Origin of the sequence: Sphingomonas glacialis (assembly GCF_006439055.1) — a bacterium.
Taxonomy (GTDB): Bacteria; Pseudomonadota; Alphaproteobacteria; order Sphingomonadales; family Sphingomonadaceae; genus Sphingomonas; species Sphingomonas glacialis_A.
Genome location: NZ_RCZC01000012.1, coordinates 22,498 through 37,528 on the forward strand (window position 1 = coordinate 22,498; position 15,031 = coordinate 37,528).

Consider the following 15,031-nt stretch of genomic DNA (forward strand, 5'->3'; position numbering starts at 1 on the left):
GGACGATCAAGCCGCACGGGGTGTGGGGGCGGATCGTGTTCGTCGTCGTCGCCTCGCTGTTCCTGCTCTCGCTGGCGGCGCTCGGGCTGATCGATACGAGCATCGGACATCGCTTCCTCACCGATCAGATCGCGGCGATCCGGCCGGCCAACGGCCTGCGCTACAGTATCGGGCGGATCGAGGGCTCGATCTATGGCCGCGCGACGCTGATCGACGTCCGTGTGCGCGATGCGCGCGGCGTGTTCTTTGCCGCACCCCGCGCGGAGCTCGATTGGTCGCCGTTCCACTGGCTCGACAATCGGCTCGATATCACGAGCCTGCGGATCGCCTCCGCCTCGCTCGCGCGATTGCCGCAGACCAAGCCGACACGCCCCGGCCCGATCCTGCCGAGCTTCGACATCCATATCGGCCGCCTCGCGGTCGACCGGCTCGTCGTCGCGCCGGCGCTCGCCGGGGTCGAGCGCGTCGCGCGGGTGCGCGCGCGCGCCGACGTCCTGCGCGGTCGCGCGTTGATCGATCTCGCCGCGGTCGTGGCGGGGAGCGACGACATCCGCCTCCATCTCGACGCCGCCCCCGATCGCAACCGGCTCGAGGCGACCGCCCGCGTGCGCGGCACTGCGCGCGGTGTGCTCGCCAAGCTCTCGGGCTTCGGCAAGCCGATCGCGCTCGATCTTGCCGGCAAGGGCAGCTGGGCGGCGTGGCGCGGCAACATGGTGGCGGACGTCGGGACGACCCGGCTTGCCGATCTCGCGCTGACCAACCGCGCCGGTAGCTATGCGGTGTCGGGTGTCCTCGTCCCGGCTCCGCTGGCGCACGGCAAGCTCCAGCGGCTGACGGTGCCGCGTGTGCTCGTTCATGGCGCTGCGATGCTCGTCGATCGCCAGCTCAAGGGCAATCTGTCGCTGCGCTCGGACTCGCTCGACGTGACCGGTGACGGCACGATCGACCTGGCGCAAAGCGCGTTCCGCAACGTCCGGATCCATGCCTTCCTGACGCGGCCGAGCGCGCTCTTTCCCAACATGACCGGCCGCGCGATCGAACTCCGCGCCATCCTCGACGGCCGCTTCGCGACCGCGGCGTTCGACTATCGCCTGACAGCCCAGCGCTTCGCGTTCGACAATACCGGCTTTGAGGATTTCCGCGCGGCGGGGCGTGGGCATTTCTCGAAACAGCCGGTCCTCGTGCCGATCCGCGCGACCGCGGCGCGCGTCACCGGCGTGGGTGATGTCGCGGGGGGCATCCTGCGGAACCTGACGATCGACGGCGTCTTGCGCGTGACCCCGCAACTCGTGCTCGGCGACGACCTAAAGCTGACCTCGGACAAGCTCAACGGGCGGATCAACCTGCTGCTCGACCTGCGCGACGGGCGCTACGACATCGGCATCAATGGCGGGCTCGGGCGCTATCGCATCCCGGGGCTCGGCGTGGTCGACGTGGAGACGACGCTCAAGGTCGTGCCGGGGCCGGGCGGGCGCGGGACGCGCGTCGTCGGGCAGGGCGTCGCGCAGATGATCACGCTCGAAAACGCCTTCTTCCGCTCGCTCGGTGGCGGGCTGCCGCGGGTCGTCACCGGGCTCGAGCGCACGCCGGACGGCTTGCTCCACCTCAACAACCTAGTGCTGACCGCGCCGCAGCTTCGCATCACCGGCAATGGCGTGCGCCGCCGCGACGGCACTTTCCATTTCGAGGGCGCGGGCCAGCAGACGACCTATGGGCCGCTGACGATCAAGCTCGACGGCAAGATCGATCATCCGACGCTCGATCTGGTCTTCGCGCGGCCCAACCAAACGATGGGCCTGTCGAACGTCGTCGCGCATCTCGACCCGACCGATACCGGCTTCGCCTTCACCGCACGCGGCGACTCGCGGCTCGGGCCGTTCAGCGGCAATGGCGCGATCCTGCTGCCCAAGGGTGGCGACGGGACGATCGCAATCGCCGATCTCGCGGTGAGTGGCACCCACGCCAAGGGGCCGCTGCGGATCGTCCCCGGCGGATTCGACGGCAAGCTCGATGTGGCGGGTGGCGGCCTCGCGGGGACGCTGTTGTTCCGCCCGGTGCAGGAAAAGCAACAGATCGAAGCGCATCTCGACGCGACCGCAGCGCGGCTCGCCAACGCGTTCGTCCTGCGGCGCGGGCATCTCGACCTCGTCGCGCTGCTCGATCCCGCGGGTACGTCGATCGATGCGAACCTGACGGGTGCTGGGCTGCGGCGGAGGTCGCTGGTGATCGGGCGCTTTGCCGCCCATGCCAAGCTGCGCGACGGCACGGGGACGATCACCGCCTCGATCGCGGGCTCGCAGGGCCGCGCATTCGATATCCAGTCGGTGACGCAGGTCGCGCCCGACCGCTACGTCGTGTCGGCGCACGGCACGCTCGACCGGCGCCCGCTGACGCTCGTCACCCCCGCGGTGGTGACGCGCGACGGCGATGGCTGGCGGCTCGCTCCGACTGACCTGACCTTCTCGGGCGGTGCGGCCAAGGTGTCCGGGCGCTTTACCGGCGCGTCGAGCGAACTTGCCGCGACCGTCGCGCGGATGCCGCTGTCGATCCTCGATATCGGCTATCCCGGCCTCGCGCTCGGCGGCAATGCCTCGGGCAGCCTGTCCTACACGCAGGGCGGTGGCGCGGCCCCCACCGGCAAGATCGACATGACGGTGCGCGGGCTGACGCGCTCGGGACTCATCGTCTCGTCGCGCCCGGTCGATGTCGGCATTTCGGGGCTGCTCTCGCGCGACCGGCTCGCGGCACGCGCGGTCGCCGAAACGGGCGGCAAGACCGTCGGCCGCGCGCAGATGCTGCTTACCCTGCCGGGCGGCGACGATCTCGCGCAGCGCGTGCAAAATGCCGGCCTGTTTGCGCAGCTGCGCTATGACGGACCCGCCGACACCGTCTGGCGGCTGACGGGGGTCGAGCTGTTCGACCTCACCGGACCGGTCGCGATCGGCGCCGATGCCGGCGGGACGGTGGCCAATCCGCAAATCAAGGGCGTCGTCCAGGCCAAGGGCGCGAAGATCGAGAGCACGACGACCGGCACCGTGCTGACCAACGTCCAGACCACCGGGCGCTTCGGCGGATCGCGGCTCGTGCTCGATCGCTTCGCCGCCGATGCCGGGAAGGGCGGGCATGTCACCGGCACCGGCGTGTTCGATTTCGCCGCGAAGAACGGGCTCGGGCTCGACCTCCAGGTTCAGGCCGATCACGCCGTGATGATCGCCCGCGACGATATCGGCGCCACCGTCTCCGGGCCGCTGCGCTTCCAGTCGGATGGGGCGGGGGGCACGATCTCGGGCAATCTCCGGCTCGACAAGAGCCGCTATCGGCTCGGTCAGGCGAGTGCCGCCAGCGCCTTGCCGCAGCTCAACATTCGCGAGATCAACCTGCCCGATGGCGGGCAGGACGACGAGACGCCGCCGGTGCCCTGGACGCTCGCGATCCATGCGCGCGCGCCTAATCAGGTGCTCGTCACCGGGCTCGGGCTGCGCAGCGAATGGTCGGCCGATCTGCAGATCGCGGGCGCGCCCGACAATCCGGCGATCACCGGGCGCGCCGATCTCGTCCGCGGCAATTACGATTTCGCCGGGCGGACCTTCGGGCTCGACCGCGGCAAGATCCTGTTCGCGGGCGAGGTGCCGGCCAACCCCGCGCTCGACATCGTCGCCAACGCCAATACGACCGGCCTGACCGCGTCGATCAACGTGACGGGGCCCGCGCTCAAGCCCGAGATCACCTTTTCGAGCACACCTGCCTTGCCGCAGGACGAACTGCTGTCGCGACTGCTGTTCGGGACGTCGATCACCAATCTCTCGGCGCCCGAGGCGTTGCAATTGGCTTCGGCGGTGGCCGCGCTGCAGAACGGCAAGGGCGGGCTCGACCCGATCAACGCGGTGCGGCGTGTTGCGGGGCTAGACCGGCTGCGGATCGTCTCGGCCGATCCGACGACCGGGCAGAAGACCTCGGTCGCCGCAGGCAAGTACATCACGCGACGCTTCTATGCCGAGATCGTCACCGACGGCGCGGGCTATTCGGCGACGCAGGTCGAGTTCCAGGTGACGCGCTGGCTGTCGCTGCTCTCGACAGTGTCGACGCTTGGCCGCCAGACCGCCAATGTCCGCGTGTCGAAGGACTATTGAGCCGCGGGGGCGGGCCAGATCTCGAGCGCGAGGCCGGGGATGTCGCGGAAATCGTCACCGTTGATGGTGACGAGCGTGAGACCGAGAGTGATCGCGGTGGCTGCGATGAGCCGATCAAGAATGCGCGGTCGCGAAAACCCGCACGTGGCAACGATCTGGCCATAGCACCGCACGACAGGGGCATCGCACGGAAGGATTTCGAGGCCCTCCAGAAGGATGTCGAGCCGGGCCCGGCGTCGCGCAGCGGTGCCCGGGTCGCGATAGACGCCGCCTCGAGCTCGACCCATGACAGCAAAGACAAGCGCGGCGGGCCGGAAAGCGCCGCGATCCGGCCGGACACCGACTCTTCTCCGTCGCGCAGATGGATCGCCACGTTCGTGTCGATCAAATGCATCGCTACAGACCAGGCCGATCCGGAAATTCGATCGATGCCCGCGTCTCGACCGGGCTGACGGGGCCAACCTCGTCGAGCCGCGCCATGAGAGCGGCAAGCTTGCGCTTCTCGTCGAGCGGATTGCGCTGTTTCACCGCGGTAATCGTCACGCGATCGCCTTTACGATCGGCCGATACCAACACGCTCGCGACGCTGGCGAAATCGTCCGGCAGGTGGACCGCGATCCCATCCCCAGTCTCGAATACCCGCGTTTCGACCTTGTCCATACGACCCTCCGGCGCTGGCCGAGTAAACGCCATTCGCCTGCGCGATGCAACTTCGGCTAAACCCGCCCCGCCACCGCCGCAGCCAGTCGCTCCGGCACTTCGGGCGCGATGTCGGGATAGAGATCGGGCTCGATCGCCTCGACTTCAATCAGCGCGAGCTTGCCGTCGGCACGGCGGAGGAGATCGACCCGCGCATAGAGCGGCGCCTCGGGTAGCGCGGCGAGCACCGCGTCGAACACGCCGCGCGCTTCGGCATCGGGCACATAGCGACTGAAGCGACCGCCGAACTGCGGCTGGATCCGAAAGTCGCCCCCTGTTGCGACTTTCCGCGCGGCATGGCTGAACACGCCGTCGATCGCGAAGAGCGAGAGTTCGCCTTCCTCGGTGATCGCTGACAGGAAGGGCTGGATGATCGCATCGTCGAGCGGGGTGACGGGATCGCCGCGCTTCACGCGAATGGTCTCGTGGCTCCCCGCCGAGATTTGCGGCTTCACCACCAGCTCATCGCACGCGAACAGATCGAACGCGACGGCAATGCTCGCCTCGTCCGCGCGGCCGAAGCGGCTCGGGACGATGGGAATCCCCGCCGTTTCGAGGGCCAGCAGATAGGTCTTGCGCGTGTTCCAGGCGAGCAGGGCCGGCGCGTTGAACAACGGCCGGTCATCGGGCCACGCCCCAAGCAGCGCGTCCCACCGCGCAACGTCGAAATGATAGCCCCACGCGAACAGCGCCAGCGCCGCATCGCCATCGCCGGGGCCGAGATCCCACGGGCGCGGGGCCAGCGTTATCCCGGCGTCGGCGAAGGCGGCACGGTACGGCGCCAGATGCGCTGCCGCCGCCGCATCGTACGGGCTGCCGCTAACCGGCATCAACACGTCGATGCGGCGCGTCATGCGCGTCAGGCCGGCTCGCCGATGACCGTCTTCACTTCCATGAAGTCGGTGAGGCCGAACTTGCCATTCTCGCGGCCATTGCCCGATTGCTTGTAGCCGCCGAACGGCGCGTTGCCGTCGGGGCTCCACGAGTTGATCGTGACGAGCCCGGCGCGCAGTCGCGGCGCGACCTTGGCGGCCTTGGCTGGATCGCCCGAGATCGTCGCCGACAGGCCATAGGGCGTGCCGTTGGCGATCTTCACCGCTTCGTCCTCGCTGTCATAGGCGATCATCGTCGCGACGGGGCCGAACACCTCCTCCTGCGCGATGCGCATCTCGGGGGTCACGTCGGTGAACAGCGTCGGCTTGATGAAGTAGCCGGCGTTGCGCCCGTCGGGCCGCCCGGTGCCGCCGGTGACGAGCGTCGCGCCCTCGTCGATCGCCGACTGGATCAGCCCCTGGATCTTGTCGAACTGCGCCTTGTTGACGACCGGCCCGATATGCGCGCCCATCACCGAGGGATCGCCGACTTCGGTGCCTTCCATCATCGCCTTGACGATGCCGGTCGCCTCGGCGACCTGGCTGGTGTGGACGAGCAGCCGCGTCGGCGCGATGCAGCTCTGCCCCGAATTGGCGAGCACGCCCTGGACGGTCGGCGGCAGCACCGCGGCGAGATCGGCGCCCTCGAGCACGAGATTGGCCGCCTTGCCGCCGAGTTCCTGGTGGACGCGCTTGACCGTCGCGGCGGCCGACTGCGCGATCGCGATGCCCGCGCGGGTCGATCCGGTGAAGCTCACCATGTCGACATCGGGATGCGCCGACAGCGCCGAGCCGACGCCCTTGCCGTCGCCGTTGACGAGGTTGAACACGCCCGGGGGAACACCCGCCGCGTCGAGGATCTCGGCGAGGATCACCGCGCAGCCGGGCGATTCCTCGGAGGGCTTGAGGATCATCGTGTCGCCCGCCGCCAGTGCGGGGGCGACCTTGGCGGTGACCTGGTTGAGCGGCCAGTTCCACGGCGTGATCATCGCGACGACGCCGAGCGGCTCGTGCACCACCTTGGCGCGGCCGAGCTTCTGCTCGAACTCGAAGCTGTTGAGCGCCTTCAGCGTCGCGATGAAATGCCCGAGCCCGGCGGGCACCTGCGCCGCGGTCGCAAAGCCGATCGGCGCGCCCATTTCGCTGCTCACCGCAAAGGCGAGGTCGGGAATGCGCTTCTTATATTCCTCGATGATCCGCTCGAGCAGGGCTGCGCGCTCGGCGACGGTCGTCTGCGAATAGCTGTCGAATGCGGTGCGCGCGGCGACGACCGCGGCGTCGACGTCGGCGGCGGTGCCGAGCGTGATCTCGGTGCAGGGCTGCTCGGTCGCGGGGTCGATCACGTCATGGCGCGTGCCGCCCTGGCTCTCGACCCAGGCACCGTTGATATACTGTTTGAGATAGCTCTTCATCGCCGCTCTCCACGTTTCTGTTTCTCTGCTAGGCCGCGATAAATGGCGTGGCGCGAGATCGGTTGCAACCCGAAACGCAGATCGCCGGTTGAGCCGTTGCAGGAGACGAGACATGGCTGGAAACAGGGCGGCACGCACCGCAAGATTCACGCGCACCGGCGGCCCCGAAGTGATCGAATGGGTCGATGTCGACCTGCCCGATCCCGGCCCCGGCGAAGTGCGGATGCGCAACACCGCGGTCGGCCTCAACTATATCGACGTCTATTATCGCGCCGGCGTCTATCCCGCCAAGCTGCCGAGCGGGCTCGGCTCCGAAGCGGCTGGCGTGGTCGAGGCGGTCGGGGAGGGCGTCACCGCCTTCGCACCGGGTGATCGCGTCGGGACCTTCGGGCCGACGCTCGGCGCCTATGCGACCGCGCGCAACCTGCCCGCCGAAACGCTGATCCGCCTGCCCGACGATATCGATGATCGCACCGCCGCCGCGCTCCTGCTGAAGGGCTGCACCACCGAATTCCTGGTCGAACGCTGCGCCAAGGTCGAGGCTGGGCAGACCGTGCTCGTCCATGCGGCGGCGGGCGGGGTCGGGCATCTGCTCGTCGGCTGGCTGAAAGCGATCGGCGCGACCGTGGTCGGAACCGCCGGAAGCGAGGCCAAGGCCGCGCAGGCCAAGGCCGCGGGTGCCGACCATGTCATCCTCCACAAGCACGAAGACATCGCCGCGCGGGTGCGCGAGATCACGCAAGGGAAGGGTGTGCCGATCATCCTCGACGGCGTCGGCATGGCGACGTGGGAAGCGTCGCTCGCGAGCGCGGCACCGCGCGGTCTGATCGTCAGCTATGGCAATGCCGGCGGTAAGGTGACCGGGGTCGATCTCGGGATCCTCGCCGCCAAGGGCTCGCTGTTCGTCACGCGGCCGACGCTGTTCAGCTATTACGCGACGCCCGCCGAACGCGAGGCCGGGACCGACCGCCTGTTCGCGATGCTGCGCAGCGGCGCGATCACGCCCGAGATCGGCCAGACCTTCGCGCTCGAGGATGCCGCTGCGGCGCACCGCGCGCTCGAGGCAGGCGAGACGCGCGGGGCGAGCGTCCTGACGGTATGATCAATCGACCGTGGCGGGTTCGCGGGCGGCATCGAAGTGCCGCTCGCACAGCGCGCTGATCGCCAGGTCGAGCGCGCCGATCCGTTCGCGCATGTGGCGCATCATCGCCAGCCCGGCGAGGCGATATTCCGCCCAGTGCGCGTTGATGTCGACGCCGGCCCATTTGCGCTGATAGACCTGATAGTCGAACCCGAGCTTGATATATTCGGCCTGGAGCGTCCACACAGTCGCGACGTCGGGCCCGCCCGCCGTCAGGATCGGGCCGAACAGCGCTTGCTGCGTATAGGCGTCGAGCGCATGCAGCGCCGCGGTCAGTTCGGTGCGGAACGGCGTGAGCACGACGCAGGCGCCGGCCTCGCGGCCGCTCAGATACGGCCTTGCCCGATCGAGCAGGGTCAGCACGTCGCCATGCAGCCGATGGAACTGGTCAAGCGGGTGGTTGGTGCTCATAAGGCCAACCGTGCCGCGAAAGTCTGAAAAATTTCCAACCGCCGCGCGGCCCCGCGCCGCGGTCCGGCCCGAGCGCCGTCCGCCCGCGGTCGGTACGCGCTTGATCGCGCTCAACAAACCGTACGACGTCCTGTCGCAATTCACCGATGGAAATATTTCCGCAGTGCGGCGAACATTGTCCGATTTCGTCGCTGTCCCGCACGTCTACCCCGCCGGGCGACTCGATCGCGACAGCGAAGGGCTGTTGCTGCTGACCGACGACGGCCGGCTGCAGGCGCGGATCGCCGACCCGCGCTTCAAGCTGCCCAAGACCTATCTCGTCCAGGTCGAGGGCGAGCCCGACGCCGCCGCGCTCGATCGGCTGCGCGCGGGCGTGGAGCTCACCGACGGGATGACGCGCCCCGCCGAAGCCAGGCGGATCGATCCGCCGGCGCTATGGCCGCGCGACCCGCCGGTGCGTTTCCGCAAGAGCGTGCCCGATTGCTGGATCGAGCTGACGATCCGCGAGGGCCGCAACCGCCAGGTCCGCCGGATGACCGCGGCGGTCGGCCATCCGACGCTGCGGCTGGTGCGCTGGCGGATCGGCGACTGGTCGCTCGAGGGCATCGCGCCGGGGGAATGGCGCGACCTGCCGGCAGCGTTGCGCTAGCCAGCGCCCCGCGATTGCCGCACAAGGCCGACGATGCGCTTTCGCGATTTCCTCTTGCTGGTGTTCGTCTGCCTGATCTGGGGCATGAGCAACGTGCTGAGCCGCGTCGTGGTGGGGGAGTGGCACGTGCCGCCGCTCTTCTTCGCCGCGCTGCGCTTTGCGATCGTGCTCGCCGCGACGCTGCCGTGGCTGCGGCCCGTGCCGCGCCCGGTGTGGCGGATCGTCGCGGTCGGCGGCCTGATCGGCGGCGGGAGCTTTGCCCTGCTGTTCCTCGGGCTCCAGACCGCGTCGCCCTCTTCGGCGGCGGTGGCGATCCAGGCGGGCGTGCCAATGACCACCTTGCTCTCGGTGCTGCTGCTCGGCGAGCGGATCCACTGGCGGCGCGGGCTCGGCATCGCGCTGACGCTGGCGGGGGTGCTGATCGTCATCTGGAAACCGGGCTTCCAGGTCTCTCCGGGGCTGCTGTTCGTGCTGGGCTCGGCCTTTGCCGGGTCGCTCGGCGCGATCCTGATGAAGCAGATGGAGAATATCGCGCCGCTGCGCTTCCAGGCGTGGGTCGGGCTGGTCGCGTTCGTCCCGCTCAGCCTCGCCTCGGCGCTTTTCGAGCAGGGCCAGTGGGCGAGCGCGGGCGCGGCGGGCTGGCCGTTCGTCGCGGTTTTGCTCTTCTCCGCGCTGGTCGTGTCGGTCTGCGCACACACCGCCTATTACTGGCTGATCGCGCGGTACGAGGCCAACCTGCTCGCCCCGCTCACGCTGATGACGCCGATCGCGACGATCGCGCTCGGCGTCATGATCACCGGCGACCAGCTCGATGGCCGAATGATCGCGGGCTCGGCGCTGGCCTTGCTCGGCGTCCTGGCGATCGCGCTGCGGCGGAGCACGGCGCCGATCGCCGAGGCGCAGGAGCGCGCCTGATCAGCCGGGATAGGGCGCTTTCTTGAGCAAGCCGGCGAGGTGCGCGGCGTTGCCCGCGACCATCTTGACGGTCTTGGCGACGGTCTTGGGGGTTTCGTCGAGATCCTTGAAGTCGATCGAACCATAGGCTTCGCCGACCCAATAGACCGCCCCGACCGCGGGGATCGTCCAGCCGGTGTCGTTGAGCGACTGGAACAGCTGCGCGGTCGAGAAATGCGCGCCGTCCTCATTGCCGACGATCGCCGCGACCGCGACCTTCGAATAGCTCGGCATCCGGCCCTGATCGTCGGTCTCGCCGAGAAAGGCGTCCATCCGCTCGAGCACGCGCTTGGCGACGCTGCCGAGCTGGCCCATCCAGACGGGGCCGCCGAAGACGAGGATGTCGGCGGCGAGGATTTTGCTGCGGATCGCGGGCCAGGCGTCGCCATCGCCTTCGTCCGAGCTGACGCCGGGCTTCACGTCGTGCGCGGCGATGCGGATCGTCTCGGTCAGTTCGACGTCGCACTCGGCGAAGGCCGTCTTGAGCAGGCCGATCATCACGTCGGTCGAGGAGGCTTCGCTGGCGTCGGCCTTGAGCGTGCAGTTTATAGCGATGGCATTGAGCGGCATTTGCGGGTCTCCCGGGGGTTGGGGGAGGAACGCGGGGCGGGGGGATTTTATCCCCCCGGGGGGGGAGATTGTGTCGGGTGCGTTGGTGCGACGAACCGTGCGGTGGTTGACTCGATTGACCCCTGGATGTGGTATTTACTCTCGCGATCGTTTCCGATTTTGAGCCGATCGGCTGATGGCGTTCTGGGCCGGCGGCGTTCCCGTTTTTGCGGGTGCTGAGCGGGTGTCGACGATTGGAAAGAGCGAAGTGTACTATGGCATAATTCGGACTTGTAGGACAGCGGGACTTATGAGCGTCTGTTGATCATGTGGAAGGGGCTTGCCGGCTCAGACACGCCTTCTGCTTTCCAAGATACATCCAGTTGAGGCACGAAGCGGTTCAAGAGCGTCAGCACTCTATGCTCTTTACCGTAAAGTGGATGCTCGAATGACTAGGCCTGTTCTGGCTCTGCGTCACCCGGTAGACCATAATTCTTGATATCCTTCATCGCCTCCAGCAGCTTGATCGTCGCACCTGCGTCGAGGATATCGCCCGGATATCGCACCTCATACAGGCCTTGCAGATTCGAGGGCAGCTTGACGCCATCTCGAACCAAGAGGATGAAGCGCCTGCCGTAAAATGCCATCGCGGCTCCAATTTCAATAAGCACATTGGGGTTGAGAACGGCATGCTCTTGTCCATTCTCATCCTTGAGAACCATTTCATTATCGACATGGATAATAGCAGCTCCACATTTTCGCATATCATCCATAATTTTCTCTGGAACCGGCTTAGATACCGATTGCCTTTCGACGGAAATTACAGGCTCTAACTCACCATACTCTAAAAGTTTGCGTATTGGTTCGACCAACGCCCGGTCCTTACCGTGTGTTATAAAGACCCGGCGTCGACGTTGGTCGTCTTCGAAGGCGGCGTTGAGTGTTGCACCTCTGCTCTGTACGGCGGGCGGTGAGACAATGCGGTGATGTACCGGTTCTGCGGCCGTGTGCTCGGGCGGCAGCCTATGTTGCTGCGCAGCGGAGCGTTGAATGAATTCTTGGGCTCCAATGCTATCGTCGGTCGGCTTTACTTCATCAGTGTCATTCGAAGCAACATTGAGGCTTACGTAGAGCTTACCTCTAATTTCTTCAATAAATCCAACCGACCGTGCACTAGCTTCGATGCGCTCAAATACCTCCTCGGCTTTAGCGCGAGGTACTCCCATGCCTTCGAGCACGTTAAGAGCAATGTCATCTCGGGGGAATGGGCTTCCATCGTAATCTCGTAGAAAGTCTCCAAACACTCTAGGTTTTAGAACCGCCTCACGCTTGGCGAGAACGTCTTCGTCCTCTGCTCTTGGAGGGATTATGCGTCGGGCAAGTTCTGTTGGAGTGATCGAGGCGGCTTGCGCACCTCCTTCAACAAGCCCGAAAGCAGCAGCGGCCCCGGTAAGGACTCGCAACTGAGATCCCTTGGGATCGACGTTTAGCGCCTTGGCAACGTGCAAAGGCGAAGTTGTTTTTCCAGCGTAGTGATCGTAGATCGCCTGCGGTACCCGCAATGCATCATCTAGAGATGCGTTAGGAACATCGGCCTGCCGCAAATATGCCCGCTTGCCCGCCGCTGTCGCTGTTTCAGGAATGATCTCGTCGGTTGGCGCCTCTGGCTTCTTCCTAGTGCGCGTTCCGCTCGGTTCTCTAGCCATATGTCCCCTCTGATCGCTGCCAGCATACGATTATAAACGTAGGTGACAAGGATCCAGGTACGTGGGCCTGCTGCTTGCAGGCTTTCACCTCGATCTGGAAGAGAATCTTTGCTGTTGATTGGTGCTTGCGGTTCGGGAGCTGATACTCATCACTGCATGAACTCGATCGATAGTAGTTCTATCCTTTCGATAAGGAGGCGTTGGAACCGACGGCCCAGTTGGACACCCGTAGGCCCCACACACCCTGCTTTGGGTCGGTGGCCGCCACTATAAAACAGAAAGGGCGCCCGGATCCCTCCGAGCGCCCTCTCTATAAGCACCGCCGTGGCAAAGCCACGTCGTCGGTCCTCGCTGTAGCGAGGCCGGCCGACAGCTCCTGTGGGGACTTCGGCTTCGCCTTGTCCCCACCGGCGCAGATCGGCCGATCTGCGCCTCAGTAGCTGTAGTACATATCAAACTCGACGGGGCTCGGCGTCATTTCCCAACGCTTCACGTCTTCCATCTTCAGCTCGATATACGACTCGATCTGGTCCTTCGAGAACACGTCGCCCTTCAGCAGGAAGTCGTGATCGGCGGCCAGGCAATCGAGCGCCTCGCGGAGCGAACCGCAGACGGTCGGAACCTCGGCGAGCTCTTCCGGCGGAAGGTCGTACAGGTTCTTGTCCATTGCCTCACCGGGGTGGATGCGGTTCTGGATGCCGTCGAGGCCCGCCATGAACAGCGCCGCGTAGCACAGATACGGGTTGGCCATCGCGTCGGGGAAGCGCACTTCGACGCGCTTCGCCTTGGGGCCGGTGCCGTACGGAATGCGGCACGACGCCGAGCGGTTGCGCGCCGAGTAAGCGAGCAGCACCGGAGCTTCATAGCCCGGGACCAGGCGCTTGTAGCTGTTGGTCGTCGGGTTGGTGAAGGCGTTGACCGCCTTGGCATGCTTGATGATGCCGCCGATGAAATACAGGCACATGTCCGACAGGCCCGCATAGCCGTTGCCGGCGAAGAGCGGGTTGCCCTTGTCCCAGATCGACAGATGCGTGTGCATCCCCGAGCCGTTATCTTCCTTGATCGGCTTGGGCATGAAGGTGACGGTCTTGCCATAGGCCTGCGCGACGTTGTGGCAGACGTACTTGTAGATCTGCATGCGATCGGCGGTGACCGTCATCGTGCCGAAGGTCAGGCCGAGCTCGTGCTGGGCGGCTGCGACTTCGTGGTGATGCTTGTCGCAGGGGAGGCCCATTTCGAGCATGGTCGAGACCATCTCGCCGCGGATGTCGACCGCGCTGTCGACCGGCGCGACCGGGAAATAGCCGCCCTTGGCGCGCGGACGGTGGCCGAGGTTGCCGCCGTCATAGCTGGTGCCGGTGTTGGTCGGCAGCTCGATATCGTCGATCTTGTAATAGCTCGTCGAATAGCTGTTCTCGAACTGGACGTTGTCGAACATGAAGAACTCGGCCTCGGGGCCGATGAAGATCGTGTCGCCGATGCCGGTGGTCTTGAGATACGCCTCGGCGCGCTTCGCGGTCGAGCGCGGATCGCGCGCATAGAGTTCGCCGGTCGAGGGCTCGACGATGTCGCAGACGAGGATCAGCATCGGCGTCGCCGAGAACGGATCGGTCCAGATGGCGTCGAGATCGGGCATGAGGATCATGTCGGACTCGTTGATCGCCTTCCAGCCCTCGATCGAGGAACCGTCGAACATGAAGCCGTCGGTCAGTTCGTCTTCGCCGACGACGCTGGCGACCATCGTCAGATGCTGCCATTTGCCCTTGGGATCGGTGAAGCGCAGATCGACCCACTCGATCTCCTGCTCCTTGATCATCTTCAGTACGTCGCTGGCCGTATTCGGTGCCTTAGCCATAGTCCCCACGCCTTTCGTTTTCGAATAGTCTGCCCGAGTGGTTCGGGAATCGTGTGTCGCCCGGATGTTTACGCTGTCACAGAATGTTGCGCTGCGTCAAATCGCGTCCTCGTTGCGCTCGCCGGTGCGGATTCGCAACGCGGTTTCGACGGGGATGACGAAAATCTTGCCGTCGCCGATGCGGCCGGTCTGTGCGGCCGCAGCGATCGCCTCGACCACGCGGTCGGCCATCGCGTCCTCGACGACGACCTCGAGCTTCACCTTGGGGAGGAAGTCGACGACATATTCGGCGCCGCGATAGAGTTCGGTATGGCCCTTCTGGCGGCCGAAGCCCTTGGCCTCGGTCACGGTGATGCCGCTGACGCCGACTTCGTGCAGCGCTTCCTTCACTTCATCGAGCTTGAACGGCTTGATGATCGCCTCGATCTTTTTCACGCTTGCTACGCCTCCCGCTATGCCGGGTGACCTTACAACAACCGTGCCAGCCGCGCGAGGGGCGGAAATCCGCCAAACCCGGAAAGGCTTGGGTCAAGTTTTGCTTAACGAATGGGCAGTCCAGCGGCCCGTGCCGGATTGGAAGGCAGTCGCGCTGGTTGCCGGTCTGGGTTTGTGCATCGACTCGAGATCGGGGGGCTGATTGCGGAGCTCGCGCA

Annotated in this window: 13 protein-coding genes; 4 read left to right on the forward strand and 9 right to left on the reverse strand. The window is 66.0% G+C overall.

Going from position 1 to position 15,031, the window contains the following annotated elements; translation table 11 throughout:
* Positions 1–5: 5 nt before the first annotated feature.
* Positions 6–4,130, forward strand: a complete 4,125-nt coding sequence (locus EAH76_RS22755) for a translocation/assembly module TamB domain-containing protein (protein WP_140852616.1) — start codon at positions 6–8, stop codon at positions 4,128–4,130.
* Here EAH76_RS22755 and EAH76_RS22760 read toward each other — a convergent pair.
* From EAH76_RS22760 to EAH76_RS22775, 4 genes are all read right to left on the reverse strand, one after another.
* On the reverse strand, positions 4,124–4,417 hold the full coding sequence (locus EAH76_RS22760) for a PIN domain-containing protein (RefSeq protein WP_140852558.1): 294 nt from the start codon (positions 4,415–4,417) through the stop codon (positions 4,124–4,126). The two genes, EAH76_RS22755 and EAH76_RS22760, sit on opposite strands and share 7 nt — an antisense overlap.
* Before the next feature lie 109 nt (positions 4,418–4,526).
* Positions 4,527–4,790, reverse strand: coding sequence for a hypothetical protein (locus tag EAH76_RS22765; RefSeq protein ID WP_140852559.1), 264 nt, complete (start codon positions 4,788–4,790; stop codon positions 4,527–4,529).
* A gap of 56 nt (positions 4,791–4,846) precedes the next feature.
* Complete coding sequence (locus EAH76_RS22770; RefSeq protein WP_140852560.1) at positions 4,847–5,683, reverse strand: ATP-grasp domain-containing protein; 837 nt, start codon at positions 5,681–5,683, stop codon at positions 4,847–4,849.
* 5 nt (positions 5,684–5,688) lie between these two features.
* Positions 5,689–7,113, reverse strand: coding sequence for an aldehyde dehydrogenase family protein (locus EAH76_RS22775; RefSeq protein ID WP_140852561.1), 1,425 nt, complete (start codon positions 7,111–7,113; stop codon positions 5,689–5,691).
* Positions 7,114–7,225: 112 nt separating this feature from the next.
* On the opposite strand from EAH76_RS22775, the gene EAH76_RS22780 reads away from it, so the two are divergent.
* Positions 7,226–8,215 (forward strand): quinone oxidoreductase family protein, encoded by a 990-nt coding sequence (locus EAH76_RS22780; RefSeq protein ID WP_140852562.1) that lies wholly within the window; start codon positions 7,226–7,228, stop codon positions 8,213–8,215.
* On the opposite strand, the gene EAH76_RS22785 is transcribed toward EAH76_RS22780, so the two are convergent.
* On the reverse strand, positions 8,216–8,665 hold the full coding sequence (locus EAH76_RS22785) for a hypothetical protein (protein WP_140852563.1): 450 nt from the start codon (positions 8,663–8,665) through the stop codon (positions 8,216–8,218). It lies immediately after the preceding gene.
* A gap of 100 nt (positions 8,666–8,765) precedes the next feature.
* On the opposite strand from EAH76_RS22785, the gene EAH76_RS22790 reads away from it, so the two are divergent.
* Entirely contained in the window at positions 8,766–9,314 is a 549-nt protein-coding gene (locus tag EAH76_RS22790) for a pseudouridine synthase (RefSeq protein WP_140852564.1), read from the forward strand.
* A gap of 33 nt (positions 9,315–9,347) precedes the next feature.
* Positions 9,348–10,229, forward strand: a complete 882-nt coding sequence (locus EAH76_RS22795; protein ID WP_140852565.1) for a DMT family transporter — start codon at positions 9,348–9,350, stop codon at positions 10,227–10,229.
* Here the strand turns inward: EAH76_RS22795 and EAH76_RS22800 are convergent, their stop codons facing one another.
* The 4 genes from EAH76_RS22800 to EAH76_RS22815 form a co-directional block, all read right to left on the reverse strand.
* On the reverse strand, positions 10,230–10,838 hold the full coding sequence (locus EAH76_RS22800; protein WP_140852566.1) for a flavodoxin family protein: 609 nt from the start codon (positions 10,836–10,838) through the stop codon (positions 10,230–10,232). It abuts the gene before it with no gap.
* A 431-nt stretch (positions 10,839–11,269) separates the two neighbouring features.
* Positions 11,270–12,523, reverse strand: a complete 1,254-nt coding sequence (locus EAH76_RS22805; RefSeq protein WP_140852567.1) for a TIR domain-containing protein — start codon at positions 12,521–12,523, stop codon at positions 11,270–11,272.
* Positions 12,524–12,956: 433 nt separating this feature from the next.
* Positions 12,957–14,378: a type I glutamate--ammonia ligase gene (glnA, locus tag EAH76_RS22810; RefSeq protein ID WP_140852568.1), complete on the reverse strand. Its 1,422-nt coding sequence runs from the start codon at positions 14,376–14,378 to the stop codon at positions 12,957–12,959.
* 96 nt (positions 14,379–14,474) lie between these two features.
* Complete coding sequence (locus EAH76_RS22815; protein ID WP_010183375.1) at positions 14,475–14,813, reverse strand: P-II family nitrogen regulator; 339 nt, start codon at positions 14,811–14,813, stop codon at positions 14,475–14,477.
* Positions 14,814–15,031: the final 218 nt, after the last annotated feature.